The organism is Martelella mediterranea (genome assembly GCF_004342225.1).
Lineage (GTDB): Bacteria > Pseudomonadota > Alphaproteobacteria > Rhizobiales > Rhizobiaceae > Martelella > Martelella mediterranea_B.
Map to the genome: position 1 here is coordinate 49,759 of NZ_SMAR01000001.1, position 25,301 is coordinate 75,059.

The 25,301-nt window shown below is 57.1% G+C and carries 24 protein-coding genes; 12 read left to right on the plus strand and 12 right to left on the minus strand.

What is annotated here, in order from left to right:
• Positions 1 to 3: 3 nt before the first annotated feature.
• The 3 genes from EDC90_RS00225 to EDC90_RS00235 form a co-directional block, all read right to left on the minus strand.
• The gene (locus tag EDC90_RS00225) at positions 4 to 753 is read right to left on the minus strand and encodes an amino acid ABC transporter ATP-binding protein (protein ID WP_132307307.1); all 750 of its coding nucleotides are present in this window, start codon (positions 751 to 753) and stop codon (positions 4 to 6) included.
• 2 nt (positions 754 to 755) lie between these two features.
• Positions 756 to 1,424: an amino acid ABC transporter permease gene (locus tag EDC90_RS00230; protein WP_132307309.1), complete on the minus strand. Its 669-nt coding sequence runs from the start codon at positions 1,422 to 1,424 to the stop codon at positions 756 to 758.
• A gap of 87 nt (positions 1,425 to 1,511) precedes the next feature.
• The gene (locus EDC90_RS00235) at positions 1,512 to 2,252 is read right to left on the minus strand and encodes a transporter substrate-binding domain-containing protein (RefSeq protein WP_132307768.1); all 741 of its coding nucleotides are present in this window, start codon (positions 2,250 to 2,252) and stop codon (positions 1,512 to 1,514) included.
• Positions 2,253 to 2,568: 316 nt separating this feature from the next.
• Between EDC90_RS00235 and EDC90_RS00240 the strand changes: the two genes are divergently transcribed.
• A complete protein-coding gene (locus EDC90_RS00240; RefSeq protein WP_132307312.1) occupies positions 2,569 to 3,258 on the plus strand; it encodes a FadR/GntR family transcriptional regulator in 690 nt (229 codons plus the stop codon).
• 207 nt (positions 3,259 to 3,465) lie between these two features.
• Here EDC90_RS00240 and glyA read toward each other — a convergent pair whose 3' ends face one another.
• The 5 genes from glyA to EDC90_RS00265 are packed head-to-tail and all read right to left on the minus strand — an operon-like array spanning position 3,466 to position 9,897.
• On the minus strand, positions 3,466 to 4,740 hold the full coding sequence (glyA, locus tag EDC90_RS00245) for a serine hydroxymethyltransferase (protein ID WP_132307314.1): 1,275 nt from the start codon (positions 4,738 to 4,740) through the stop codon (positions 3,466 to 3,468).
• Positions 4,741 to 4,767: 27 nt separating this feature from the next.
• Complete coding sequence (locus EDC90_RS00250; RefSeq protein ID WP_132307316.1) at positions 4,768 to 5,328, minus strand: sarcosine oxidase subunit gamma; 561 nt, start codon at positions 5,326 to 5,328, stop codon at positions 4,768 to 4,770.
• Position 5,329: 1 nt separating this feature from the next.
• The gene (locus EDC90_RS00255; RefSeq protein ID WP_132307318.1) at positions 5,330 to 8,332 is read right to left on the minus strand and encodes a sarcosine oxidase subunit alpha; all 3,003 of its coding nucleotides are present in this window, start codon (positions 8,330 to 8,332) and stop codon (positions 5,330 to 5,332) included.
• Positions 8,329 to 8,631, minus strand: a complete 303-nt coding sequence (locus tag EDC90_RS00260) for a sarcosine oxidase subunit delta (protein ID WP_132307320.1) — start codon at positions 8,629 to 8,631, stop codon at positions 8,329 to 8,331. Before EDC90_RS00260 ends, EDC90_RS00255 begins: the two co-directional genes overlap by 4 nt.
• Before the next feature lie 12 nt (positions 8,632 to 8,643).
• On the minus strand, positions 8,644 to 9,897 hold the full coding sequence (locus tag EDC90_RS00265; RefSeq protein ID WP_132307322.1) for a sarcosine oxidase subunit beta family protein: 1,254 nt from the start codon (positions 9,895 to 9,897) through the stop codon (positions 8,644 to 8,646).
• A gap of 97 nt (positions 9,898 to 9,994) precedes the next feature.
• On the opposite strand from EDC90_RS00265, the gene EDC90_RS00270 reads away from it, so the two are divergent.
• Entirely contained in the window at positions 9,995 to 11,035 is a 1,041-nt protein-coding gene (locus EDC90_RS00270) for a GlxA family transcriptional regulator (RefSeq protein ID WP_132307770.1), read from the plus strand.
• Between the two features lie 8 nt (positions 11,036 to 11,043).
• Here EDC90_RS00270 and EDC90_RS00275 read toward each other — a convergent pair whose 3' ends face one another.
• Positions 11,044 to 11,667, minus strand: coding sequence for a TetR/AcrR family transcriptional regulator (locus EDC90_RS00275; protein WP_132307324.1), 624 nt, complete (start codon positions 11,665 to 11,667; stop codon positions 11,044 to 11,046).
• 115 nt (positions 11,668 to 11,782) lie between these two features.
• Between EDC90_RS00275 and EDC90_RS00280 the strand changes: the two genes are divergently transcribed.
• From EDC90_RS00280 to EDC90_RS00290, 3 genes are all read left to right on the plus strand, one after another.
• A complete protein-coding gene (locus EDC90_RS00280) occupies positions 11,783 to 13,819 on the plus strand; it encodes an NADH:flavin oxidoreductase (protein ID WP_132307326.1) in 2,037 nt (678 codons plus the stop codon).
• Between the two features lie 250 nt (positions 13,820 to 14,069).
• On the plus strand, positions 14,070 to 14,258 hold the full coding sequence (locus EDC90_RS00285) for a hypothetical protein (protein WP_132307328.1): 189 nt from the start codon (positions 14,070 to 14,072) through the stop codon (positions 14,256 to 14,258).
• A gap of 158 nt (positions 14,259 to 14,416) precedes the next feature.
• A complete protein-coding gene (locus EDC90_RS00290) occupies positions 14,417 to 14,659 on the plus strand; it encodes a hypothetical protein (RefSeq protein WP_132307330.1) in 243 nt (80 codons plus the stop codon).
• Here EDC90_RS00290 and EDC90_RS20785 read toward each other — a convergent pair.
• Positions 14,656 to 14,805, minus strand: a complete 150-nt coding sequence (locus EDC90_RS20785; protein WP_165972694.1) for a hypothetical protein — start codon at positions 14,803 to 14,805, stop codon at positions 14,656 to 14,658. The two genes, EDC90_RS00290 and EDC90_RS20785, sit on opposite strands and share 4 nt — an antisense overlap.
• 756 nt (positions 14,806 to 15,561) lie before the next feature.
• On the opposite strand from EDC90_RS20785, the gene EDC90_RS00295 reads away from it, so the two are divergent.
• The 6 genes from EDC90_RS00295 to EDC90_RS00320 all read left to right on the plus strand — a co-directional run bounded on the left by EDC90_RS00295 (position 15,562) and on the right by EDC90_RS00320 (position 21,706).
• The gene (locus tag EDC90_RS00295; protein WP_132307332.1) at positions 15,562 to 16,800 is read left to right on the plus strand and encodes an ABC transporter substrate-binding protein; all 1,239 of its coding nucleotides are present in this window, start codon (positions 15,562 to 15,564) and stop codon (positions 16,798 to 16,800) included.
• 104 nt (positions 16,801 to 16,904) lie between these two features.
• The gene (locus tag EDC90_RS00300) at positions 16,905 to 17,798 is read left to right on the plus strand and encodes a carbohydrate ABC transporter permease (protein WP_132307334.1); all 894 of its coding nucleotides are present in this window, start codon (positions 16,905 to 16,907) and stop codon (positions 17,796 to 17,798) included.
• 9 nt (positions 17,799 to 17,807) lie between these two features.
• A complete protein-coding gene (locus tag EDC90_RS00305; protein WP_132307336.1) occupies positions 17,808 to 18,704 on the plus strand; it encodes a carbohydrate ABC transporter permease in 897 nt (298 codons plus the stop codon).
• Positions 18,705 to 18,708: 4 nt separating this feature from the next.
• Positions 18,709 to 19,815: an ABC transporter ATP-binding protein gene (locus tag EDC90_RS00310; RefSeq protein WP_132307338.1), complete on the plus strand. Its 1,107-nt coding sequence runs from the start codon at positions 18,709 to 18,711 to the stop codon at positions 19,813 to 19,815.
• 203 nt (positions 19,816 to 20,018) lie between these two features.
• The gene (locus tag EDC90_RS00315) at positions 20,019 to 20,783 is read left to right on the plus strand and encodes an electron transfer flavoprotein subunit beta/FixA family protein (protein WP_132307340.1); all 765 of its coding nucleotides are present in this window, start codon (positions 20,019 to 20,021) and stop codon (positions 20,781 to 20,783) included.
• Entirely contained in the window at positions 20,780 to 21,706 is a 927-nt protein-coding gene (locus EDC90_RS00320; protein WP_132307342.1) for an electron transfer flavoprotein subunit alpha/FixB family protein, read from the plus strand. Before EDC90_RS00315 ends, EDC90_RS00320 begins: the two co-directional genes overlap by 4 nt.
• 69 nt (positions 21,707 to 21,775) lie before the next feature.
• On the opposite strand, the gene EDC90_RS00325 is transcribed toward EDC90_RS00320, so the two are convergent.
• Positions 21,776 to 22,708 carry an NAD(P)H-dependent flavin oxidoreductase gene (locus EDC90_RS00325; protein WP_132307344.1) on the minus strand — a complete coding sequence of 311 codons (933 nt, stop codon included), beginning with the start codon at positions 22,706 to 22,708 and terminating at the stop codon, positions 21,776 to 21,778.
• A 29-nt stretch (positions 22,709 to 22,737) separates the two neighbouring features.
• A complete protein-coding gene (locus EDC90_RS00330) occupies positions 22,738 to 23,334 on the minus strand; it encodes an acyl-CoA thioesterase (protein ID WP_132307346.1) in 597 nt (198 codons plus the stop codon).
• A gap of 184 nt (positions 23,335 to 23,518) precedes the next feature.
• On the opposite strand from EDC90_RS00330, the gene EDC90_RS00335 reads away from it, so the two are divergent.
• Entirely contained in the window at positions 23,519 to 25,300 is a 1,782-nt protein-coding gene (locus EDC90_RS00335) for a long-chain-fatty-acid--CoA ligase (protein ID WP_245510875.1), read from the plus strand.
• Position 25,301 lies beyond the last annotated feature (1 nt).

Here is a 25,301-nt window from a genome sequence, read left to right on the forward strand (position 1 = left end):
CTGTCAATGATTGAGGACGGCGCGCAGAAAGCCGCGGGTCCGTTCTTCTTTTGGTGTATCGAAAATTTCGGCTGGTGTTCCCGCTTCGATTATGCGTCCGCCATCCATAAAGATCACGCGGTCAGCCACCTGCCGGGCAAAACCCATTTCATGGGTGACGACGATCATGGTCACCCCGGTCCCGGCAAGATCCCGCATCACATCCAGCACCTCGCCGACCATTTCCGGATCAAGGGCCGAAGTCGGCTCATCAAACAGCATCACCCGCGGTTCCATGGCGAGTGCACGGGCTATGGCCACGCGCTGTTGCTGTCCGCCTGAAAGTTTGCTCGGATATTTATCCGCCTGCGCGACAATACCCACTCTGTCGAGCAGTTTAAGGGCCTGTTCGCGTGCCTTTGTCTCCGGTGTTTTGCGCACCCGCATCGGCGCCAGCATCACATTGCGAACGACACTCATATGGGGAAACAGGTTGAAATTCTGAAATACCATACCGACTTCGGCGCGCACCTGTGCCAGTTCCGGACCACGCTGAACCGTCAGGCCGTCGATCTCAATGGTGCTGTTTTCAGAAAAATCCTCCAGCCGGTTGATGCAGCGGATCAACGTCGATTTGCCAGAGCCGGACGGGCCGACGACACATACGACCTCACCTTCAGCGATATCGAGGTCGATGCCATGCAGAACTGTGAAGTCACCATATGCCTTGACGAGGTCACGAATGGTGATCAGCGAACGTTTTTTTTCTGCCATCATTATCTCCCCTTGCTGTAGTGACGCTCAAGCCTGGAAACGACGGCAACCATCGGCCACAGCATGACGATATAGATAATCGCGGCACCGATCAGCGGTGTCGGGTTTGCAGAAAGAGCCTGAGCCTGGGTCGCCTGTTTGAGCAGGTCCGGCATGGCGACAACGGAGGCGAGCGCGGTATCTTTCAGCACGTTGATGCAGTTGTTGGTGAGCGGGGGAATAACGATCCGGACGGCCTGCGGCAAAACGATGTCGACCATGGTGTACCGGTCGGAAAGCCCAAGGGCGGCAGAGGCTTCAAACTGGCCGCGCGGGATGGCTTCGATCCCGGCACGGAAGATTTCAGCCGTATAGGCAGCAGAAACCAGTGACAGGGCCGTTACCGCAGAGAGAAAGGCTGAAAGCCGTATGCCAACAAACGGAAGTGCGTAGTATACAACGATCAGCAGAACCAGCAGCGGGATTGAGCGGAAGATATCAATATAAAAACGGATGAACAGTTTGATGGCCGCTGGCGCATAAAGTCTGGTGACGGCCAGAAACAGTCCGCCTGCAAGGCCAATCACGATGCTGGATATGCCGATTTCAATGGTTACCAGCAAGCCGCGCAGAAGCTGCGGCAGACTGTCGAGGAAAACCCCGACGTTTAGAAATGTATTGATCAGATCCATGGGAAAGACACGGCTCCGGTGCCGGGTCAGCAAGGCCTGAATATCAGCCTGCTGACCCTGAAGCTTCAGAAAAACTGGTCGTAAAGTTTACTTGGCCGTTGGCATGTCCAGAACTTCAACGGTGGAAGTCCCGGCCTCCGGGGCTGCGCCGAACCAGTTTTCATAGATTTCAGCCAGAGTTCCGTCTTCCTTCAACGTCGAGATGACATCGTTCACTTCGCTGGCCAGTGGCGCGCCTTTGTCGAACATGATCGAATATTTTTCACCGGTGGGAATGCGTTCGACGACATGCAGTGCTGGCTTGTCTTTTACATAGTAAAGAACGGCAGGAATGTCGGAGATATAGCCGTCAATGCGCCCGGCCTGCAGGTCGAGCATGGCCGGTGCCAGTCCTTCATAGCGGCGGATGTCGGAAAAGCCGTATTCATCCTTATTGGCTTCAGACCACATGTCACCGGTTGAGCCGGTATCAACACCGACGATCTTGCCCTTCATGTCTGAAAGGCCTTCAACACCGGATGACGTCGCGGAAGACAAAGACTGGTCGCTGTCATAGTAGGGCTGGGCGAATGATACGGATTCCAGGCGCTTGTCGGTGATGGTGATTGAAGAGACGGCCATATCAATACGCCCGGACTGCACCGCCGGAAACAGGCCGTTAAAAGGCGTGTTGACAAATTCGACCGTCTTTCCCATGCGGTCAGCGATCTCTTCAACGAGGTCGACTTCAAAGCCGGTTACCTTGCCATCGGCGTCTTCAAATTCCCACGGAACATTGCCGATATTGGCTCCGACGGTCCAGTCGGCAGCGTGGGCGCTCAAGGCCATGAAAGAAGCAGCGGCCGAAAGAAGTGTGATTTTTAGAACATGTTTCAATGTGGTTCCCCTTGTGTTTTTTTCAGAACTGGGACTAGATGGACTGTCGGTCCAACTGGTCAGACCAGTTAGACCGATGATGCACGGGTTTTTCCACTTTGCAAGTGCCATTGTGAAAAATACACTGAGGTGCGTTGGAGCGCCGTGCATCCATTCGGATGCACAAAGGACGCTTTAACCTATTGAATCTACGCATCGTGCCTTCCGAAAGTCGATTCCGATTTTCGGGCCGATGCTGTAGCTCCAATCGGAGAGGGGACACGATTACATGCTGAATAAAACGCTTCTTCCGCACTCGGTTGCGCGGCAGCTGCAAGCCATGATTCAGACGGGCGATTGGAAGGAGGGGCAAAAGATTCCTTCACAGCGTGATCTGTCTCACACGTTCGGCATCAGCCGTGCATCCCTGCGCGAAGCATTGCTGACACTGGAATCGCTTGGTCTGGTGAAGACCGAACCCGGACGCGGAACATTTGTCACAAAACCGGGCAGCGTGGCGAAGGATGATGCCGGGAGCTGGCGCTATGCTGACAGCTATTCCGTGTTTGATGTGTTTCAGACCCGCGTGCTTCTTGAAGGGGAGATTGCCCGGCTGGCCGCTGGCCGCCTGACTCACTATCAGTTTGATGAGATGGAACAGGCCAATGTGGCGATGGAGGAAAGCTGGGCGAAGCAGGATCTTGTTGCCAATGTCGAGGCTGATCTTGCCTTTCACGCGACAATTGTTTCAGCATGTTCCAATGCGGTTTTGCGTGATCTTTATGATGCTGTGCGGGACAAACTCACAGAAACACAGCGCCAGCCCATCCCCAGAACGGACCCTGAGCGCATGAAAGCCTCTGTTGGCGAGCACAGAAAGATTGTGGCGGCGCTGAGGGCAGGTGATGCAAAGGCTGCGAGAGAGGCCATGGAGGAGCACATTCGCAACACTGCGCAATGCGCCGGGCTTGAGCCATAAGGCATCTCCTGCCTGATGAGGGACAGCAACGCGTCGATGCGCCAGCGATAAAGCAGGCTATTGAGGCGCCACAACATCCGGCTTCGGCCAAATGATCCGAATCCGCGCGGCGGCGATCATCGGCCCCATCATATCAGAAGAGGATGGTGCCGATGCCGATCTTGGACACATCGAAGACGCAGAGAAACATGGCCGTTTGCCTTCAGATCAGACGACCGCGCCATAAAGCGGATAGGTCCTGCAAAGCGCCATCACCTCTTCATGAACGTCCGCCTCGACGGCCCGGTCGCCTTCCGGGTTGGTTGCCAGCGCATCGATGACCTTCAGGATCAGCGAACCGATCTTTTCAAACTCGGTCTCACGGAAGCCGCGCGTGGTGCCGGCGGATGTGCCGAGGCGAACGCCGGATGTGACGAAGGGCTTTTGCGGGTCGTTGGGAATGGCATTCTTGTTGCAGGTCAGGCCGGCGCGTTCCATTGCGATTTCGGCGGCCTTGCCGGTGACGGACTTCGGCTGAAGATCGACGAGGACGATATGCGAATCCGTGCCGCCGGAGACGATGCCAAGACCGCCGACTAGAAGCACATCGGCAAGCGCCTTCGCATTGTCGACAACCTGACGGGCATAGTCGGAAAATTCCGGCTTCAGGGCCTCGCCGAAGGCCACGGCCTTGGCCGCGATCACATGCATCAGCGGGCCGCCCTGATTGCCGGGGAAAACGGCGGAGTTCAGCTTTTTCGCCAAAGCCTCGTCATTGGTCAGTATGACGCCGCCGCGCGGGCCGCGCAGTGTCTTGTGGGTGGTCGAGGTCACGACATGGGCATGGGGCACGGGGTTTGGATACTGGCCGCCCGCTACGAGCCCGGCATAATGGGCCATATCGACCATCAGATAGGCGCCCACCTCATCCGCTATCGCGCGGAAGCCTTCAAAATCAATCCGGCGCGGATAGGCGGAGGCGCCGGCCAGAATGAGCTTCGGCTTCGTTTCCAGCGCCTGCTGGCGCACATTGTCCATATCGATCAGATGGGTCTTGGCATCCACCTCATAGGAAACGACATCGAACCATTTGCCGGACATGGTCACCGGCGAGCCGTGGGTAAGGTGACCACCATGGGCCAGCGACATTCCCATGATCCTGTCGCCGGGCTGAAGCAGCGCCAGAAACACGGCCTGATTGGCCTGCGCACCCGAATGCGGCTGAACATTGACAAAGGATGCGCCGAAAAGCTGCTTCAGGCGATCAATGGCGATGGCCTCGACCTTGTCGACGAATTCGCAACCGCCGTAATAGCGTTTGCCGGGATAGCCCTCGGCATATTTATTGGTCAGGACCGAGCCTTGCGCGGCCATCACATCCGGCGAAACGATATTCTCCGACGCGATCAGTTCGATCTGGGTTTTCTGGCGGTGAAGCTCCTCGGCAATGGCATCGGCAATCGCGCTGTCGGAAATCGGCATGGTATTAAGATTGTCGTACATCGTTCAGTCCTCGAAAAATGAAGGGCGTCAGAGGCTGGCTTCGGCTGCTATTTCGGCAGCGCCCGTTGCCAGAAGCGATAGCGCGAAAGGCGCAAAGGAGTGCCACATATCCATGGCAAAACGGTTTGCTTCCTCGCGGCGGATGACGACGGAGACGCCGTCGAAAACGGTGCGTCTGCCTTCACCGATAGCGATGGTCTCCGGGTCACGCGGGCAGCCAAGCGTCAGAAGATCGGTGGCTTTTTCACCTGAAATCTCCACCGTGATTTCACGGCCCGAGATATCGACGAGACTATGCGGGTGCCGATCGTAAATCGCGGCACAGGCCGATATGGCGGAAGCGGCATCATCTTCCCTTGTCAGGATCAGCCACTCATCCGGTCCCAGGCAAAGCGCCTCGCGCGTATCGGCGCGGCTGCGTTTGCCGATCCGGTCTGACAATTCCAGGCCGAGTGCGTCACAAAGCGGCGCGACTGCGGCGGCGCGGGCGCGAAGGTTCAGCCGCGCGCAGGGTTGGGCGATGGAAACACGCACCAGACTGTTTTCGGCAATCGGGCCGGGCGTGATTTCAGACGGTATGGCGTTCATGTCAGCCTCCGCTTGCTATTTTGAGACGGGTGTTTTCCGGATCGTAGAACACGGTCGATGTGATCTGTGCGGCGATGGTGCGGTCCGGCATCGGAATATGGACGGTCTCGCCCATCCGCTCATGACCGCCTTCAACAAGCGCCAGAGCGATCGGCCGGCCCGCCGCATCCGAGTGATAGGACGAGGTGACGTGGCCAATCATCTTCATGGGAACCTGTTGGTTCGGGTCGAAGACGATATGCGCACCTTCTTCCAGCTTTGTCCGGTCCTCGGTCAACAGGCCGACGAGCTGTTTGCGGTTTTCCGCCACAAGGTCGGGGCGGGCAAGGCCGCGCATGCCGACAAAATCGAGCTTTTTCTTCGCAACGGCCCAGCCCTGTCCGGCATCATAGGGCGTTACCGTGCCGTCGGTATCCTGTCCGACGATGATGAAGCCTTTTTCCGCGCGCAGCACATGCATCGTTTCCGTGCCATAGGGCGTGATGTCGTATTGTTTGCCCGCGCGCATGAGAATGTCCCAGAGCGTCCGGCCCATCGGTTGTGCAACATTGACCTCGAAGCCGACCTCGCCGGTGAACGAAACCCGGAAAAGCCGGGCGGGGATGCCCGCCACCTTGCATTCAATGCAGGACATGTGCGGAAAGGCGTCGTCGGTCAGTTCAACGCCCTCGACCAATGGCGCCAGAAGACGCGCGGCATTGGGGCCGTTGAGCGCAATCGTCGCCCATTGTTCCGTGGTCGAGGTCAGCCAGACGTTTAGGTCGGTCCATTCGGTCTGGAGATAGTCCTCCATCATGTTGAGAACCCGCGCCGCGCCGCCGGTTGTTGTAGTGACGTGAAAGCGGTCCTGCCCCATGCGTCCGATCACGCCGTCATCGCGGATATAGCCGTCATCGCCGAGAAGCAGGCCATAGCGGCAGCGTCCCGGCTGCAGCTTGGTCCATGGATTGGTGTACATGCGGTTCATGAATTCCACCGCATCCGGGCCGACGACTTCGATCTTGCCGAGGGTGGAGGCATCGAAGATGCCCAGACTTTGCCGCACGGCCCGGCATTCGCGGCCGACGGCGGCATCCATGTCCTCGCCGTGTTTCGGGAAATACCATGCCCGCCGCCACTGGCCGACCGGCTCGAAAACCGCGCCGTTTGCCTCAGCCCATCCATCAATGCCGGTCTTGCGCACAACCTCGAAATGGCTGCCGCGATGATAGCCTGCAAACGCCCCAAACGAGGTGGGCGTGTAGGGCGGGCGAAATGTGGTCAGCCCCACTTCCGGCTGGGGTTTTCCAAGCGCATCGGCGGCGATGTTCAGGCCGTTGATGTTGGACATCTTGCCCTGATCCGTCGCCATGCCGTTGGTGGTGTAGCGCTTGACATGCTCGATCGAGCGCATGCCCTCGCGCACGGCCAGACGCAGATCCTTCGCCGTCACGTCATTCTGGAAATCGACAAAGGCTTTGGCCTTGCCGGGATTGCCATCGGTGGGCAGTTCCTTGTGGCTGGTCCCGGTGCCCGTCCGGTCGCCGGTAACGCTGTATTGCACGTCCGAAGCGCTTGCCGACAGGGCCGAGACGACTTCGCGGCCCTTCGCCACGCCGTCTTCCAGTGCGGCGGCGATGCCCCAAAGCCCGCGACTGGCTCCGGCGATGACGCAGTCTTCCGGCGTTTCAGAGGGAAGAAAGGTCGTGCGGTTATCGTCCCAGGCAAGCTTGCCTTTGGTATGGGAGAAAAGATGCAGCGACGGCGTCCATCCGCCGGACATCAAGACGGCATCGCAGGAAAGCGTGATCGCGGAACCGACCTTGCCGTTCGAGAAAGGGTTTATCCGTATGCCGCTGACACGCAGCCGCCCCGATGTGCCGGTTGCCGTGTGCGACAGAAGAACCCTGATGCCGCGTTTTTTTGCATCCGCCAGAAGGTCGTCGGCCACGCTGGCGCGCGTGTCGACGATGGCTTCGATCTTTGCGCCTGCATCGGCGAGATCGAAGGCGGCATGCCAGGCCGAATCATGACTGGTGAGAATGACCGGTCGCTTTCCGGCCAGAACGCCGTATCGATTGAGATAGGTCTGGGCGGAACCGGCCAGCATCACGCCGGGGCGGTCGTTGCCGTTGAAAACCAGCGGCTTTTCCAGTGCGCCCTGCGCCAGAACCACCTGTTTCGCCCGCACCCGCCAAAGCCGCTCGCGCGGCAGGTCTTGCGGAAGCGTGCCCAGATGGTCGGTCAGCTTCTGGCAAAGGCCGATCATGTTCTGATGATAATAGCCGAATGCGGTCGTGCGGGTCATGATCGAGACGCCGCACGCTTTCAGCTCTTCAATCTCGGCATCCAGCCATTGCCACGCGGGCTGGCCGTTGATTTCAGCCTGTGGCTCGGAAAGGAGCGTTCCGCCGGCCTCGCTGTTTTCATCGACAAGGACGACTTTCAACCCGTCGACAGCGGCGGCGCGCGCGGCTGCAAGGCCCGCCGGCCCGGCCCCCACGATCAGAACATCGCAATGCAGATAGCGCGAGGCATAGGTGTCCGGGTCTTCTTCCTGCGGGCTGATGCCCAGACCGGCGGCGGCCCGGATGAACGGCTCATAAACCTTGTGCCAGAAGCTCTTCGGCCACATGAAGGTTTTGTAGTAAAAGCCCGCCGAAAACAGCATATAGGCGGCATCGTTGACCGCGCCGATATCGAATTTCAGGCTCGGATAACGGTTTTGCGAATGCGCTTCCAGTCCCGGCCAGATTTCCTGAACGGTTGCGCGGGTGTTCGGCTCGAAACGTCCCGGACCGCGCCAGGTTCCGATCAGCGCGTTCGGCTCCTCCGAGCCAGCGGCCACGGGGCCACGCGGACGGTGATATTTGAACGAGCGGCCCATAAGGTGCTGGCCGTTCGCCAGAAGTGCCGAGGCAACAGTGTCGCCTTCAAAACCCCGATAGGATTTTCCGTCGAATGTGAAGGTGACGGGCTTTCCGGCGTCGATCCGTCCGCGACCTGAAACGCGAAAGTCGTTCATGTCCGCTCCTCCGTCAGCGAAGAGAGGTCGGGGCGTGGTTCGTCCGCCTTGTAGGTGCTCAGAAAACGGTCACTCACCGTGTCGCGCACGGCATTGAAGAACCGGCCGCAGCCATGGGCATGGCGCCAGCGCTCGTAATGCGGTCCTTTGACATTGGTGCGGATGAACAGGAAGCTTTCCCATTGTGCGTCGGACTGATCGGAGGGCAGCGTGGCGCGTTCGATATGGGCTTCACCGGCATAGGCGAATTCGGCTTCCGGCAGGGTTTCATTGCAATAGGGGCAGCGAATAAGAAGCATGGCGGCAAATCCTCAATGCGCAACGGCGGCGGCAGCGGCTTCGTCAATCAGACGGCCATTGCGGAAGCGCTCAATGGTGAAGGGGGCGTTGATCGGGTGTGGGTCATCCTTTGCAACGGTCCATGCAAAGGTGTGAGCTGCGCCGGGCGTCGCCTTGAACCCGCCGGTGCCCCATCCGCAATTGACATAGAGGCCCTTGACCGGCGTCTTTGCGACGATGGCCGACCGGTCAGGTGTTACATCGACAATGCCGCCCCATTTTCTGAGCATGCGCATGCGGTTGAAGATCGGGAAGATTTCGGTGATTGCCGCGACCGTGTGTTCGATCAGCGGCAGACCGCCGCGCTGTGAATAGGATGTATACTGATCGGTGCCTGAGCCGATCACCAATTCGCCCTTGTCGGACTGACTGATATAGGCGTGAACCGCATTCGACATGACGACACAGGGAAAGATAGGCTTCACCGGCTCGGAGACGAGCGCCTGCAATGGGTAGCTTTCCAGCGGCAATTGCACATCCGCCGTCTGCATCAAAACCGAGGTGTGACCTGCCGCTGAAACCGCGACTTTTTTTGCGCCGATGAATCCTTTCGCGGTTTCGACTCCGGCCACCGAACCGTCGGCATTGCGCCGGATCGCCGTGACCGGGCAGTTCTGGATGATGTCGACACCGCGCGCCGCCGCGCCACGGGCATAGCCCCAGGCAACCGCATCGTGACGCGCCGTTCCCGCACGCAGCTGCAGGGCGCCGCCCATCACCGGATAGCGGGCGTTTTTCGAAAGGCTGAGCGGAGGGCAGAATGCCTTGCATTCTTCCGGCGTCAGCCATTGATTGTCGACGCCGTTCAGCCGGTTGGCGTGAACATGGCGTTTGAAGCTTTGAACATCGTGCACGGTATGCGCCAGCATCAGGCAGCCCCGGCGCGAATACATGACGTTGTAGTTCAGCTCCTGCGACAGGTCTTCCCAGAGATCCAGCGCATGGTCGAACATACGCGCGCTTTCGTCATAGAGATAGTTGGAGCGGATAATCGTTGTGTTGCGGCCGGTATTGCCGCCGCCAAGCCAGCCCTTGTCAATCACCGCGACATTGGTGATGCCGTGCTGGCTGGCCAGATAATAGGCCGTGCCAAGCCCATGGCCGCCAGCACCGATGACAATGACGTCATATTCCCGCTTCGGCGCGCTGTCTGGCCATTGTTCATCCCAGTTCTTGTTGCCGGTCATGGCCTGCTTTAGCAGGTTGAGAGCGTTAAAGCGCATCATGGTTCCCCGGTTTGATTGTCGGCAATTTGATAATCGTTAGGGATGAATGTGCATTTCCGGCTGGACATTCGCGTCGGCCTGGCTGAATAATCGCGTCATGAAGCACGGCCCTTCCAGAAAACGCCTGACTGTGGGCTTCCTGCTGGCGAACAGGTTCACCCTGTCGGCCTTTGCGAACTTCGTCGACGTGTTGCGGCTTGCCGCCGACGATGCGGACCGCTCCCGGCCGATCCTGTGCGAATGGAATGTTCTGTCTGCCGATATGATGAGCGTGCAGTCCAGTTGCGGCGTCAAGATCCAGCCGGATACGCGGCTTTCGAAGCGTGCGGAGAAGTGCGATTATGATTATATCGTCGTCGTTGGCGGCCTGATCGGCGACCACAGTGCGTTGCCGGATGAGGCGATCCGGTTTTTAAAGACGCAGGCCGCCGCCGGGGTGCCGATGATCGGGCTTTGCACCGGCGTTTTCATCCTGCAGGCTGCCGGGCTTCTGGATGGCTATCGCTGTTGCGTCAGCTGGTTCCACCATCAGGATTTTTTGGACCGTTTTGACAGTCAGCAACTCGTGTCCGATCAGATTTTCGTGGTCGATCGGGACCGGCTGACCTGTTCCGGCGGCCATGGCGCAGCGCATCTGGCGGCGTTTCTGGTCGAGCGCCATGTCGGTCAGTCAGCCGCGATCAAGAGCCTCAACATCATGATGATCGACAACGCGCTGAGTGGCGAGAAACCACAGCCGGGCCAGTTAAGCGGGCGCAGCGCAACGGACCCGCTTGTCAAAAAGACAATCCTGAGAATGCAGCAGAGCGTTGAAATGCCGAAGACGATTTCGGCCCTTGCGAAGGATCTGGGTGTGGGGCGACGCAGCCTTGAACGGCGTTTTCTGGCCGATCTCGGCGTATCGCCGTCGAAAGTCTATATCGAACTGCGCCTCGACCGCGCGCTTTCGCTGCTGCGCAAGACCAATGACAGCGTGACGCGGATTGCGCTGGCAACCGGATTTTGCGATGCGCCCCATCTTTCGCGCACGCTGAGGGCCGAGCATGGTTTGAGCCCGATGGAATACCGGAAAGCTCAGGTGAACCATAGCGGAACGCAGGATGAATTCGCTGTTGGGGTGTTGCTACCGCCGTCGTGATGGTCTGGCTATGCACTGTGACGTGCGCGAAAGCGCGCCAGCTCCCGTTCGTCCGGTGCCTGGCCTGTATAGGTTCTGACATATTCCGCGGCACGGTTGACGCGGGTCTGTGTGTCCTCGGTGACTTGCAGCGAGATATAGCCGATCTGCACCAGGTAAACCGCATGCGCACGAACATCGGCTTCTTCCGCTGCAAAGCCAAAACGCGTGAACAGCGCCTTGATGGCGGCCAGCCTTTTGCGGTCTGCGCTGGCAACGCGCGCCATCACTGCAGAAGATTGCGCTGCCCAGCCGCGAATGGAGAAATCGAGCCGCGGATCGAAGGCGTCTTCTTCGATGAAAACGCTGATCAGGTTCAAAATTCCTTCTGTCAGCGTTTCGGCATAGGCCGCGCAGGCATCTGTCAGAGCGCCGGTGTTAGTCTCCTCCCAATGCTCCAGAAGGGCATCAAGCAGCGCTGACCGATCCTTGAAGAACCAGTAGAAGCTGGTTCTTGAAAGAGACAGGTGATTGGCAAGCGGCTGGATCTTCACCGCATCGAGGCCATTTTCGACAAAGGCCTGCCGGGCTGCTTCGAGCCATAATGCGCGTGAACCGCGCCAGCCTGCGTTCTTCTCTGTTTCGATATCCATAAAGAACAACCTAGCCAAAATGCATGTCTGAAACAAGAAAAATAGACGCTGGTGATCATTAACTTGACAGTATTGTACATTTATGCCGAACTCTGACCAATCAGAGGAGAACACCATGAAAAATGACCCACTGCTTCAGCCTTACCAGCTCAAACATCTGCGTTTGAAAAACCGCATCATGATCACGTCGCATGAGCCGGCCTACCCGGAAGACGGCATGCCGAAAGAGCGTTATCGCGCCTATCACGTCGAGCGCGCTCGCGCGGGTGTCGCGCTGACAATGACCGCCGGTTCGGCATCGGTCGCGCGTGATAGCCCACCCGTCTTCAACAATATTCTCGCCTGGAAGGATGAGGTTGTCGGCTGGATGAGAAAGCTCACCGATGAATGTCATGAGCATGACTGTGCGGTGATGATCCAGCTGACCCATCTTGGCCGCCGCACCCGCTGGGATAAAGCCGACTGGCTGCCGGTGGTCTCTGCCGGGCACGAGCGAGAAGCGGCCCATCGCGCCTTTCCGAAGAAGGCGGAAGACTGGGATATCGCCCGAATGATCGCTGATTATGCCGATGCCGCCGAACGCATGAAGGCGGCCGGGCTGGATGGGATCGAAATCCAGGCCTATGGCCATCTGATGGACCAGTTCTGGTCGCCGCTCACCAATGAGCTGGACGCCCCCTATGGCGGCTCGCTTGATAACCGTCTGCGTTTCACCTTCGACGTGCTGAACGAAATCCGCAAGCGTGTCGGCCCGGATTTCCTTGTCGGTGTGCGTTATACCGGCGACGAACAACTTGAAGGTGGTTTCGACCGCGATGAAGGCATCGAGATTTCGCATCGGCTGAAGGATAGCGGTCTTGTCGATTTCCTGAATGTCGTGCGTGGGCACATCGATACCGATGCCGGGCTTACCGATGTTATTCCGGTGCAGGGCATGGCCAGCGCGCCGCACCTTGATTTCGCCGGTGAAATTCGTGCGGCCACGGATTTCCCGACTTTCCACGCGGCGAAAATTCAGGATGTCGCGACAGCACGCCATGCAATTGCCAGCGGCAAGCTCGACATGGTGGGCATGACGCGCGCTCACATGACGGACCCGCATATCGTTGCCAAGATCATCGCCGGTGAGGAAGAGCGCATTCGCCCCTGCGTTGGCGCGAATTACTGTCTCGACAGGATTTATCAGGGCGGTCTGGCGTTTTGTATTCATAACGCCGCCACAGGCCGTGAGGAGACAATGCCGCAGACCATTCCCCCGGCTCAAAAGAAGCGCCGCGTGGTCATCGTCGGCGCGGGACCGGCTGGCATGGAGGCTGCGCGTGTCGCCGCAGAACGCGGCCATGAGGTGATCGTCCACGAAGCGGCAAACGATCCCGGCGGGCAGGTGCGCCTTGCTGCCCAGAGCGAGCGCCGCCGCGAGATGATCTCGATTATCGACTGGCGTTTTTCGGAATGTCAGCGGCTGGGCGTGACCTTCAATTTCAACAGTTTCGCCGATGGCGAGAGCGTGATGGAAGACAGGCCGGATGTGGTGATCATTGCCACGGGCGGGCTGCCCCACACAGAAGTTCTGAGCGAAGGCGACCCGCTTGTGGTTTCCGCCTGGGATATTCTGACCGGGGATGTCAAGCCCGGCGAAAATGTTCTGATCTATGATGATGCGGGCGACTATCCCGGGCTGCAGGCGGCTGAGAAAATCGCGGAGGCCGGCGCCAGGGTTGAAATCATGACCCGCGACCGCGCCTTCGCTCCGGAGGTGATGGCAATGTCGCTTACGCCGTTCATGCGCGCCTTGCAGAAAGGCGATGTCACCTTCACCGTGACATGGAAGCTGCGCAGTGTTCAGCGTGACGGGAACCAGCTTCTGGCCACCATCGACAGCGATTATGGCGGGGTGACGCGCACGCGGCTGGTTGATCAGGTGATTGTCAACCACGGCACACGCCCGCTGGACGATGTCTACTTCGAGCTGAAACCCGGATCGTCAAATCTCGGTGCGGTTGATTACGAAGCTCTGGTTGCCGGTACTCCGCAAAAGGTCAACACCAATCCGGAAGGCACCTATCAGCTCTTCAGGATCGGGGATGCCGTTTCGGCGCGCAACACCCATGCAGCGATCTATGACGCATTGCGGCTGGTGAAGGACCTGTAAGGGCTTAACTTAAACCTAAAACGGCACGCGCCTTAAGAAAGATGTAGGCCGTTTTGCTTGTCAGAAAATCAGAGGTTTTAATAGCGGAAGGCGGAAAAGCTCGCGGCGAATTCACCGCTGGCCACATCGGCCAGAAGGTTGGTTTCGGTATCCGTCCCGAACATATCGCAACGCCGGAAAGCGCTGCCTGCGCCGCAATGAGGATGCCGTCATTGCTGAGGCGACGGGGCCTGTCCGGCTGGTCGAACACATGGGCAATGAAGTTTACGTCCATTGCGACATCGAAGGCCTGCCCTTTACCCGCCCGCTTTCCAACCGACGACGCACGGATCGGATGCTGGATGACAGCATGCGCGGTGAGCCCTTCCGGTTCAGCTTCATCATGGAAAAATCGCACGTCTTCGCCGATGGCGAGGCTGGTATCAATCTGACACTTTAATCGCAATCATGTGCGCCGTATGGCCGGATGTGGAAACATATCCGGCCAATTTGCATGTCAGTCCGGTTCTGGTCCATTGTTCCTGCGAAACGTGCTGGTGCGAAAAGCCATGATCTGGCATGAGTATTTGTGAATGCGTGTGCCAAGGGGAGTTGGAAATGGCCGATAATTCAGGCTGGCGGCAGATGTTCGATCTGAAGCATCCGTCTTTAAAGCCGCTCTGGGTCAGGGTTTTACTGGTTGCGGTCTGCCTTGGCTGGGCGGTCGTGGAGCTGACAATGGGCTCGCGCGCCTGGGCCGCTGTGTCCGGTGCCATCGGCCTCTTCATGCTCTACTCCTTCTTTTTTTCCGCTGATAAGGACTATTTTTCGCGGTCAGAGGACGAAGAGAAGAAGGATTAAGCCCTGCGATTTTCTTTCGCCGTCAGGATGGTACCCAGAAGTTCAAGGCGTGCTGTCTGTGTCAGGCATAACCTGTCACCCTGATCAATCAATGGCAGAACATAGCCCACCAGAAACTGGAAACTTAATCCGCCATTCTGGCTCATGAAGCTTGGCAGGGCTGCGGTCAGTTTCGTGAAACGCGACTTTTTCGCAAGATCGAGTTGCGCACCTGCCGCCTCGACGAGCAGATTTTCCAGTCGTTGATTGCCGGACTGTGCAAAGCAAAGCTCGCCATTGCCCGACTGTGCCTGCGGAAAGTCGGCACGTGCCGGTGTGCTGACGATAAACCCGAAGAGTAGTCATCTCTGTCATTATAGCAATCAAGGCCGGTGTCAGAGCAGGCTGCCAGAAATGCAACCGGCAGCGGGCAAGGAAGATGTTTGGAATGAGACATGGGTTGTCCCTCGTACAGTCATTGAAGCCTAAAGTTTTTGGTCAATTGGATCCGCGCGCAGCCCTCACCACGCGCAACTGAGTTTTTGATAAATGATCAGCCGCATGCGAGCGCCCCCCCCCCCCCCCAATAGGGGGTATGTCAAAGATCGTTGACTGATTGTGGTGGTAATAATCGCAAAAGTTGTTTTTAACGATTGGACAGGTTTACCTGTGTTGCTCAGTAGAGTGGTCTGTAGCGTTTTCGCTGTGAGGTATGTTCCGGTATCTGTTCAACCGTCTCCAAGCGATGCTCCACCTGCACGGCCTGCGATGAGGACGGGGTGACACATTTCTGTTCAGCGGCTCTTAAGAGGCTGTTTTCGATGATGGAATTATTTTCCTTATTCAAAATCAACAAATATGGTTGCACGCATCAGGCGCTTAACGTACCGTTTCCCGGTAACGTTTCAGTTTGGGAGGACATTATGAAACGCGTACTGATTTCGGCTGCACTTGCGGCCGGTGTGGCTATGCCGCTGGGAGGCGCGAATGCCACCGATCTCGAAGTCACGCACTGGTGGACATCCGGCGGCGAAGCTGCTGCTGTGAAGGTGCTGGCTGACAACTTTAATGCGATGGAAGGCTACAACTGGGTTGATAGCGCAATCGCAGGTTCCGGCTCCACCGCAAACCCGATCATCATCAGCCGTATCATCGGTGGTAACCCGATGGGTGCGACCCAGATGAACACGGGTCGTGACGCCGAAGAGCTGATCCAGGCGGGTCTGATGCTGGATCTGACAGAGCTTGCAGAAAAGGAGAACTGGGCGGAAAAGATCCGCCCCGCAAAGCTTCTCGGGGCCTGCGAGTTTGAAGGCCGCATCTATTGCGTGCCAATCAATATCCATTCCTGGCAGTGGATGTGGCTCAACCGTCATGTGTTTGAAGACAATGGCATGGAAGTTCCGGCCAACTGGAATGAGCTGGTGGCGGCCGCGCCAAAGCTTCGTGAAGCTGGCGTTATCCCGCTTGCCACTGGCCAGCCCTGGCAGGTTGATGGCATTCGTAATGTGATGCAGAGCGCGATTGGCGGTGTGGATAACTACATGGCGGTCAACGGTGAGAAAGATCCTGATGCCGTCATGAGCGATGAAAACCGCGCGATCTGGGAGTCCTTTGCTGATGCTCGCAGCATGGTCGATGATGCCTATTCCGGTCGTGACTGGAACGTTGCCACCAATATGGTGATCCAGGGCGATGCGGCAGCGCAGGTGATGGGCGACTGGGCGCAGGGCGAGTTCGCCATGGCCGGTCAGAAAGCCGGTGTCGACTATGACTGCCTGCCCGGGCTTGGACTGAACCCCGTTCTGGATACGAGCGGTGATGCTTTCTACTTCCCGAAAAACAGCGATCCGGAAATCACGGAAGCGCAGCTCGCGCTGGCTTCCATGCTGGTTTCACCGGAAGTGCAGGTGGAGTTTAACCTGACCAAGGGCTCTTTGCCGGTTCGTGGTGATGTCGATCTTGAGGCTGCCAATGCCTGCATGAAGAAAGGTCTGGAGATCCTTAAAAATCCGGACAACGTGCTGGCATCGACGGAAATGCTGCTTGATTCCGATACGCAGGGACAGATTACAGATCTGGCGCTTGAGTTCTTCTCTTCCGACATGCCGGTTGATGAGGCACTGGAACGCCAGCAGGAGATCATCGAACAGGCCAGATAACAGGCTGCATGGAGAAGGTTGGAACCGGCGGCTTTTCGTTTCTTAAAGACCGCCGCCGGTTTCCCGTTGCATCCATTATCTGAAGACCAGCGAGGAACGCTGCAATGACTGCTGCTGCTCGCCGTCCGTTTGGCCTGTTCAAAAACATGAACGCCAAGATCGCGGCCATTCCGATGATGCTGACCTCTGTGGTCATCTTCATCGGCTGTACCGCCTGGACGGTCATTTACTCTTTCACCGATTCCCGGCTGTTGCCGAGTGAGAATTTTGTCGGTTTCGCGCAATATGAACGCTTGTTCGATACGACGCGCTGGAATGTCGCGATCATCAATCTGTTTATCTATGGCGGGCTGAGCCTTGTATTCTCATTCGTGGTCGGCTTCTTTCTGGCTACGTTGCTTGACCAGAAAATCCGGTTTGAGAACACGTTTCGAACGATTTTTCTTTACCCGTTCGCCCTTTCCTTCATCGTCACCGGACTCGTCTGGCAATGGATTCTCGATCCGGCGCTCGGGGTGCCGAAATTTCTTGATGGTCTGGGCCTGCCGGGAGGTGAACTCGCACTGCTCGGCAACAAGAATACGGTGATCTATGCCCTGGTGATTGCCGGATTGTGGCAGGGCACCGGGCTTGTCATGGTGCTGATGCTGGCCGGCTTGCGCGGCATTGATAACGAAATCTGGAAGGCCGCCCGCGTCGACGGCATTCCCGCCTGGCGAACCTATCTCTTCATCGTCATTCCCATGATGCGCGGTGTGTTCGTAACGACGCTGGTGATTGTCGCATCCGGGATTGTCCGCGTTTACGACCTTGTTGTCGCGATGACGCAGGGCGGGCCTGGCTTTGCTTCCGAAGTGCCTGCCAAATACGTCTACGACCTGATGTTCCAGCGCGGCAATATCGGGCAGGGGCTTGCGGCTTCAACTGTCATGCTGGTCACGGTTTTCATCATCCTTGTGCCCTGGGCCTGGATGGAATTCCGGCAGAAGAAGCGGTGAGGGATGACAATGGCTGATACAGCAATCAATGAACCGCATGGTCCTCGTCCAAAGCGCCGTTTCGCACCGTCCCGGATCATACTTTACAGCGTACTTTTCGTCGCCGCTGTCTATTACCTGATCCCGCTTTACGTGATGGTCGTCACTTCGCTGAAAGGCATGCCGGAAATTCGTATGGGGAATATCTTTGCCCCGCCGGTGGAAATTACCTTTGAACCGTGGGTAAAGGCGTGGAGCCAGGCCTGCACGGGGCTTTACTGCGAAGGCATTCGCGTTGGTTTCTGGAATTCGGTGAAGATCACCGTGCCGGGCATTATCGTCTCAATCGCTGTCGCCTCGGTCAACGGCTATGCGCTGGCAAACTGGCGTTTCAAGGGCTCGGAATTCTTCTTTACCGTGCTCTTGTTCGGGGCCTTTATTCCCTATCAGGTCATGCTCTATCCGCTGGTAATCATCCTGCGCGAGCTGCACCTCTTCTCGACGCTTCCGGGCATTGTGCTGGTGCATACGATTTTCGGCATGCCGATCCTGACGCTCCTTTTCAGAAACTATTTTGCCTCGCTGCCAGAGGAGCTGTTCAAGGCGGCGCGTGTCGATGGGGCCGGGTTCTGGCAGATTTTCTTCCGCATCATGCTGCCAATGTCACTGCCGATTTTCGTCGTGGGCATGATCATTCAGACCACAGGCATCTGGAATGACTTCCTGTTTGGCGTGATTTTTGCCGGTCAGCAAAACTATCCGATGACGGTGCAGCTGAACAATATCGTTAACGCTGTTCAGGGCGTGAAAGAATATAATGTCAATATGGCGGCCACACTTCTGACCGGCATCGTCCCGCTCATCGTCTACTTCGTGTCTGGCCCGCTTTTCGTTCGCGGCATCGCCGCCGGCGCGGTGAAAGGGTAAACTCATGAACAATGAAATCACCAACCCGAGCGTATCGATTAAGGACCTGTCTTTGTCCTTCGGTGCGATTGAAGTGCTGAAGAACCTCAACCTGGATATTGCCGATGGCGAGTTTCTGGTGCTTCTGGGGTCTTCCGGTTGCGGAAAATCCACATTGCTGAACTGTATTGCCGGGCTTCTGGAAGCAACCGAGGGGCAGATCTTCATCAAGGGCAGGAACGTGACCTGGATGGAGCCGAAAGACCGTGGAATCGGCATGGTTTTTCAGTCCTATGCGCTTTACCCGCAAATGAGCGTTGAGAAGAACCTTTCCTTCGGGTTGCAGGTTGCGAAAATGCCGAAGGCGGAAATCGCGAAACGCGTTGAGCGTGCCGCCGGTATCCTGCAAATTGAACCGCTTCTGCAGCGCAAGCCAGCTGCGCTTTCCGGCGGTCAGCGGCAGCGTGTTGCCATCGGCCGGGCGCTGGTGCGTGATGTGGATGTGTTCCTGTTTGATGAGCCGCTTTCCAATCTGGATGCCAAGCTGCGATCAGAACTGCGCGTTGAGCTCAAACGGCTACACCAGTCTTTGAAGAACACGATGATCTACGTGACTCATGACCAGATTGAGGCGCTGACGCTGGCGGACCGCATTGCAATCATGCGTAATGGCATCATCCAGCAGCTGGCTGATCCGGTGACGATTTATAACCGGCCAGTCAACAAGTATGTGGCTGGGTTTATCGGTTCACCTTCAATGAATTTCATTGATGGCGCACTCGTGGAAAAAAACGGTGCAGTCGTGTTTCAGTCCAATGGCGTGGATTTCAGCCTGACGAACTATGACGCCAATGGCACCCTGACGGCAGGCAGGAAGGTCACACTCGGGATCAGGCCAGAGCATGTCATGGTCGATGAGGAAGTGCCGGATGGTCATGAAGTGCATGAAGCAACCGTTGATCTGGAGGAGCCGATGGGGGCTGATAACCTCATATGGCTGAAACATGCCGGCCATCTTTTCTCGGTTCGGGTGGGCGGCAATCGGCGCTGCGCGACGGGCCAGACCCTCAAGCTCGGCTTTGATATGGAGCTTGCATCGCTGTTTGATGCGGATACCGAAAAGCGGCTCTGAGACTTTTATATATTTACAAGGCGATATTTTCAGATGCCCCGCAACAGTCATTGCTGCGGGGCATTTTTGCGTATTTGTTGTAATTACCTATACGTCATTTAATTGACGAATATGTTATGCTCCGGTATAGGAACTTGCAGGAACGGTGGAAGCAGCACGGGAGGTTTGCTGTCTCCGCCGGTTGAGTGAGGAGGAGCTACGCCATGAAGATACTCGTGCCTGTAAAACGGGTGATCGATTATAACGTGAAGGTGCGGGTCAAGCCGGACGGTTCCGGCCCTGATCTTTCCAACGTCAAAATGTCGATGAACCCTTTCGATGAAATTGCGCTGGAAGAGGCGATCCGGCTGAAAGAAAAGGGAGACGCCAGCGAGATTGTTGCCGTTTCCATCGGCGTGAAACAGGCGCAGGAAACACTGCGCACAGCGCTTGCCATGGGGGCGGACCGTGCGATCCTGATTATTGCAGCAGAGACGGCCGAAACCGACATCGAACCGCTTGCCGTCGCCAAACTTCTCAAGGCGGTCATTGACGAAGAAGAACCGGCGCTGGTGATTGCCGGAAAGCAGGCTATCGACAACGATATGAATGCCACTGGCCAGATGCTGGCGGCACTGCTTGGCTGGCCTCAGGCAACATTTGCGTCCAGACTCGAAATGGCTGACGGCAAGGCGACAATCACGCGTGAGGTCGATGGCGGTCTGCAGACAATCTCGGTTTCGCTGCCTGCCATCGTTACAACAGATCTTCGGCTGAACGAGCCGCGCTATGCCTCACTGCCAAATATCATGAAGGCAAAGAAAAAGCCTCTCGATCAGAAAACACCGGAAGATTTTGGCGTCGACATTGCGCCCCGTCTGTCTGTCGTCTCGACCCGGGAACCGGAAGGACGCAAGGGCGGCATCAAGGTGTCGTCAGTAGATGAGCTCATTGAGAAACTGAAAACAGAAGCGGGAGTACTGTCATGAATATTCTTCTTCTGGCAGAAGTCAGCGGTGACGCACTTTTGCGCGATGCAACGGCCAAAGCTGTCAGTGCTGTGTCCGGTCTGGGTGACGTGACGGTGCTGGTTGCAGGCTATGGCATTTCCGGCGCAGCGCAACAGGCCGCAACGATCGATGGTGTCTCGAAAGTGCTGGCGGCCGACTCCGAAAGCCTTGGTCATCGGCTTGCAGAGGCCATGGCTGATCTGATCGTATCGATTACCGACGACTATGATTTGATTGCGGCGGCAGCCACCAGCGACGGCAAGAATATCATGCCGCGCGTCGCTGCACTTTTAGATGTCATGATCATTTCGGATGTGACGGCTGTCGTTGATGCAGAGACGTTTGAACGGCCCATTTATGCCGGCAACGCCATCCAGACGGTGAAAACTGCTGATAAGAAGAAGGCTCTCACCATCCGCACATCCGGGTTCAGTGCAGCCGGTGAAGCTGCAGCGGCTCCGGTTGACATGGTCAACTATGCTGAGAGCGATCACGCTTCAGAATGGCTTGGGGATCAGGTGGCAGAAAGTGATCGCCCGGATCTGACCTCGGCGCGTGTCGTGGTCTCCGGCGGGCGTGGTGTCGGCTCGAAAGAGCAGTTTGCCGTCGTTGAAGGGCTTGCCGATAAGCTGGGCGCTGCCGTGGGCGCGTCGCGGGCTGCCGTGGATTCCGGGTATGCGCCGAATGACTGGCAGGTTGGCCAGACCGGCAAGGTTGTCGCACCGGAGCTTTATGTGGCCTGCGGCATATCCGGAGCAATCCAGCATCTGGCAGGCATGAAGGATTCCAGGATCATTGTGGCCATCAACAAAGATGAGGAAGCGCCGATTTTTCAGGTGGCCGATTATGGCATCGTCGGAGATTTGTTCGACATCGTGCCGGAGATGACTGAGAAACTCTAGAACAAGCCGATAGAGCGGGTTTGCGCTTCAGTGAAACGCCAGGCCCGCTCTAAAGCCGCTCGTCATATTTTAGGCCTCCCGGCCAAGCCGTTTGCAGGTTTCGTGATATTCTGACTCCAGCCTTGCAACAAGCGCGCGCACGGTCGGGATATCCTCCACGCAACCGACACCCTGACCGGCCGACCAGACCGTTTTCCACGCCTTTGCTTCTGAGCCCAGATCCATTTTTCCGTGGTCAGGAAGGTTATCAGGGTCCAGACCAGCCGCAAGCATGCTCGGCCGCATGAAGTTTGCCGGAACGCCGGAAATGCGCGGCGTGTAGAGAATATCAGCCGCGTGGCCCTCAACGATCATCTGCTTGTAATCCGCATCGACCATAGCTTCCTGCGTCGCGAGAAATCGCGTTCCCAGATAGGCAAAATCAGCGCCCAATGCGCGGGCTGCCACGATGTGTGCGCCGGTGGACATCGCGCCTGAAAGGATCACGGGTCCATCAAAAATTGCGCGAATTTCACTGACGAGAGCGAAGGGGCTCAGCGTGCCGGCATGGCCGCCAGCCCCAGCGCAAACGGCGATAATACCATCTGCGCCCGCTTCAATGGCCTTTTCTGCGTGGCGGCGGGTGGTGACATCATGAAACACCAGGCCGCCATAAGAATGCACGGCATCGACCACATCTTTCACAGCACCAAGCGAGGTAATGACCAGCGGCACTTTATGCGCAACACTCAGCTCCAGGTCGGCTTTCAGTCTTGTATTGGTCTTGTGGACGATCAGATTAACACCGAACGGTGCTGCCTCAGAATGCGCGCCGAGCCTGCTTTCGATCTCACTGAGCCATGTGGCATAGCCCTCGCTCGTGCGCTGATTAAGCGCCGGGAACGTGCCGCAGATGCCGGCCTTGCAACATTCGACGACCAGATCCGGACCCGAGGCCAGAAACATCGGCGCTGCAATGACCGGCAGTTTCAGTCGCCGGGCGAAACTTTGGGGTGTTGGCATGCATGCTCCTCCTCATGGATGCAATCGGTCTATTGTGCGTTGACAGCGATGGCTTCCGCCATTGGCTTTTCATGCTTTTCAGCAAGTTTGCTTCGCTCTTCCGCTGAAAGCAGAACCGTGCAGGTTTCCGGCAGTGGCGGGCTTTCGGGCAGGGGGCCTAACGGGGCGAACAGATCGGCTGTTCTGACCTTTCTTGACTTTGCACCGGGTTCCAGCATGACAGCGCGCACGACAGCGGTAACAGCAATCTCGCCCTTGCTGCGTCCTGAAAGCGGGATAATGCGGTGCTCCATGAAGAGCGACTGTTCCGTCCAGCCAACCACCGCCGTTTCCATGCGAAACCGCTGAAAGAGGCCAAGCGGGCGGCGATAGCGTGCGTTTAGGCCCGTCAGAACCGGTTGCCACTTCTTCCGGCGCATATGCTGACCGAGACCTGAGCGAAACAGGAGGTCCATGCGGCCAATATCCATGAGTGTCAGATAGCGGCCATTATTGACGTGTAGGTTGAGGTCGAGATCATGCGGCCAGACCCGCATTGTGATCGCCGAGATATCTTCCGGTGGTCGCAATGGCGGTGCAGATTTGGTCTTGATCAGGGTTTTGAACAGTCTCAGCCAGACATACATGGCGCTGCGAAGCCTTTGGTTCAGAAGTAAAAATTCGTTTTGTCAGTTGCCGTTTGACGGCAATCAATAATTTCCCTTGAAAAGGGGTGACGTATACGTATAGTATGTTTCCTTATAGTCATGTCCAGTAAAAATTACCGGATCAACCGCCTTTGAGGAGAGGCGCCGGTGAGGAGGAGGCGACGTGAAGCAGGATATGCATGCACAGGCGGCAGAAGATGCCGCATATGGCGGGGCTGAAGCATCGCCGACAAAAGGTGGGGTCCTACGCCCGTTTGATCCCGATGAAATTTTGCCGACTTTGCCGGCGTTTCTCGATGAATCGGTGGCACGTTTTGCAGACAAGGCTGCGATTGAATTCTTCGGTCGCAGCTGGTCGTATCGGGATATTGGCCAACTGGTGGACAAGATGGCTGCTGGCCTTGCTGCTCTTGGTGTGGAAAAGGGCATGCGGGTTGGGCTTTGTCTGCCGAATTCGCCCTATTCGGTAATTTCTTTTTTCGCCGTTTTAAAAGCCGGCGGTACGGTCGTTAATTACAATCCGCTTTACACCAGTCGCGAGTTGGCTGCGCAGATTGCCGATTCCGGAACAGAGCTGATGATCACGCTTGATCTGAAGGCGGTGTATCAGGGGCTGGGTCCCATCATTGCCGAAAGCGGGCTGAAACGTGTGGTCGTCTGCCCGATGGCCGATGCTCTGCCGCCTGCCAAGGGGCTGCTGTTCCGTATCTTCAAACGATCAGAGCGTGCCGATATTCCGGCAGATGATCGCCATATCGCCTTTGATGCTGTGATAAAGCGCGGCAGTGCAAGCAGGGTGCCAGGTGTCCATATCGAGCCGGAAGATATTGCCGTTCTGCAATATACCGGCGGCACCACCGGTGTTCCCAAAGGGGCGATGCTCTCACATCGCGCCCTTGTGGCCAATGCGCGCCAGCTTGTTGCCCAGCCAGGATGTGATGTGCTGATCGAGGGCGAGGAGAGTATCGTCGGCGTTTTGCCGTTTTTCCACGTTTTCGCGATGACGGTTTGCATGTTGTTTGCCATTGAGATCGGTGCCGTCATGGTGCTGGTTCCGCGTTTCAACAAGGAAGAGCTGATCGGGCTTATGGAAAAGCGCAAGCCGACGCTGTTTCCAGCCGTTCCGACCATTTACGGCGCGATCAATGCCCTCGCCGAAACACGAAAGCTGCATCTGGAATCGCTGAAGATCTGCATCTCCGGAGGCGCGCCGTTGCCGCTTGAAGTGCGGGCAGACTTTGAGGAACTGACCGGCTGCAAACTTTCTGAAGGTTATGGTCTGACGGAATGCTCTCCGGTTGTTTCAGTGAACCCCTTCGACGGACGTCCTGTCCGGGCGGGTTCTGCAGGATTGCCGATGCCCGGCACGAGCCTTGAAATTCGTGACTCAGAAAACCCGGCTGTGCTGCTGCCCAGAAGTGTCAAAGGCGAGCTTTGGGTACGCGGGCCGCAGGTTATGTCCGGTTACTGGAACAAGCCGGATGAAACCGCCCATGTGCTGCGCGATGGCGCTTTGAGGACCGGTGATGTCGGTTATGTCGATGAAGACGGCTATCTTTTCCTCGTCGATCGCCTGAAAGACATGATTATCTGCTCGGGATACAATGTCTATCCGCGTGTGATTGAGGACGCGCTTTACGAGCATGATGCGATTGCGGAAGTGATCGTGATCGGCGTGCGTGATGCGTATCGCGGCGAAACGCCGAAGGCCTTTGTGACGCTGCGTGAGGGTGCGAGCGTTTCGATTGAAGATCTTCATGCATTTCTGGTGCCGCGTCTTTCAAAGATCGAATTGCCACGTGAAATCGAAATCCGTGACAGCCTGCCGAAAACCATGATCGGCAAGCTTTCGAAGAAAGAGTTGATCGAGGAAGAACGGCGCTCAACACATCACAAGACCGGTGCGTCCGAAGATGAGGAGGCACGTCGTCATGTTGACGCATAGG

Bases quoted from the DNA above. Each gene is read 5' to 3' on its own strand.
- EDC90_RS00225 (WP_132307307.1), bottom strand. From the start codon at position 753: ATGGCAGAAAAAAAACGTTCGCTGATCACCATTCGTGACCTCGTCAAG.
- EDC90_RS00230 (WP_132307309.1), bottom strand. From the start codon at position 1,424: ATGGATCTGATCAATACATTTCTAAACGTCGGGGTTTTCCTCGACAGT.
- EDC90_RS00235 (WP_132307768.1), bottom strand. From the start codon at position 2,252: ATGGCCTTGAGCGCCCACGCTGCCGACTGGACCGTCGGAGCCAATATC.
- EDC90_RS00240 (WP_132307312.1), top strand. From the start codon at position 2,569: ATGCTGAATAAAACGCTTCTTCCGCACTCGGTTGCGCGGCAGCTGCAA.
- glyA (WP_132307314.1), bottom strand. From the start codon at position 4,740: ATGTACGACAATCTTAATACCATGCCGATTTCCGACAGCGCGATTGCC.
- EDC90_RS00250 (WP_132307316.1), bottom strand. From the start codon at position 5,328: ATGAACGCCATACCGTCTGAAATCACGCCCGGCCCGATTGCCGAAAAC.
- EDC90_RS00255 (WP_132307318.1), bottom strand. From the start codon at position 8,332: ATGAACGACTTTCGCGTTTCAGGTCGCGGACGGATCGACGCCGGAAAG.
- EDC90_RS00260 (WP_132307320.1), bottom strand. From the start codon at position 8,631: ATGCTTCTTATTCGCTGCCCCTATTGCAATGAAACCCTGCCGGAAGCC.
- EDC90_RS00265 (WP_132307322.1), bottom strand. From the start codon at position 9,897: ATGATGCGCTTTAACGCTCTCAACCTGCTAAAGCAGGCCATGACCGGC.
- EDC90_RS00270 (WP_132307770.1), top strand. From the start codon at position 9,995: ATGAAGCACGGCCCTTCCAGAAAACGCCTGACTGTGGGCTTCCTGCTG.
- EDC90_RS00275 (WP_132307324.1), bottom strand. From the start codon at position 11,667: ATGGATATCGAAACAGAGAAGAACGCAGGCTGGCGCGGTTCACGCGCA.
- EDC90_RS00280 (WP_132307326.1), top strand. From the start codon at position 11,783: ATGAAAAATGACCCACTGCTTCAGCCTTACCAGCTCAAACATCTGCGT.
- EDC90_RS00285 (WP_132307328.1), top strand. From the start codon at position 14,070: ATGGGCAATGAAGTTTACGTCCATTGCGACATCGAAGGCCTGCCCTTT.
- EDC90_RS00290 (WP_132307330.1), top strand. From the start codon at position 14,417: ATGGCCGATAATTCAGGCTGGCGGCAGATGTTCGATCTGAAGCATCCG.
- EDC90_RS20785 (WP_165972694.1), bottom strand. From the start codon at position 14,805: ATGAGCCAGAATGGCGGATTAAGTTTCCAGTTTCTGGTGGGCTATGTT.
- EDC90_RS00295 (WP_132307332.1), top strand. From the start codon at position 15,562: ATGAAACGCGTACTGATTTCGGCTGCACTTGCGGCCGGTGTGGCTATG.
- EDC90_RS00300 (WP_132307334.1), top strand. From the start codon at position 16,905: ATGACTGCTGCTGCTCGCCGTCCGTTTGGCCTGTTCAAAAACATGAAC.
- EDC90_RS00305 (WP_132307336.1), top strand. From the start codon at position 17,808: ATGGCTGATACAGCAATCAATGAACCGCATGGTCCTCGTCCAAAGCGC.
- EDC90_RS00310 (WP_132307338.1), top strand. From the start codon at position 18,709: ATGAACAATGAAATCACCAACCCGAGCGTATCGATTAAGGACCTGTCT.
- EDC90_RS00315 (WP_132307340.1), top strand. From the start codon at position 20,019: ATGAAGATACTCGTGCCTGTAAAACGGGTGATCGATTATAACGTGAAG.
- EDC90_RS00320 (WP_132307342.1), top strand. From the start codon at position 20,780: ATGAATATTCTTCTTCTGGCAGAAGTCAGCGGTGACGCACTTTTGCGC.
- EDC90_RS00325 (WP_132307344.1), bottom strand. From the start codon at position 22,708: ATGCCAACACCCCAAAGTTTCGCCCGGCGACTGAAACTGCCGGTCATT.
- EDC90_RS00330 (WP_132307346.1), bottom strand. From the start codon at position 23,334: ATGTATGTCTGGCTGAGACTGTTCAAAACCCTGATCAAGACCAAATCT.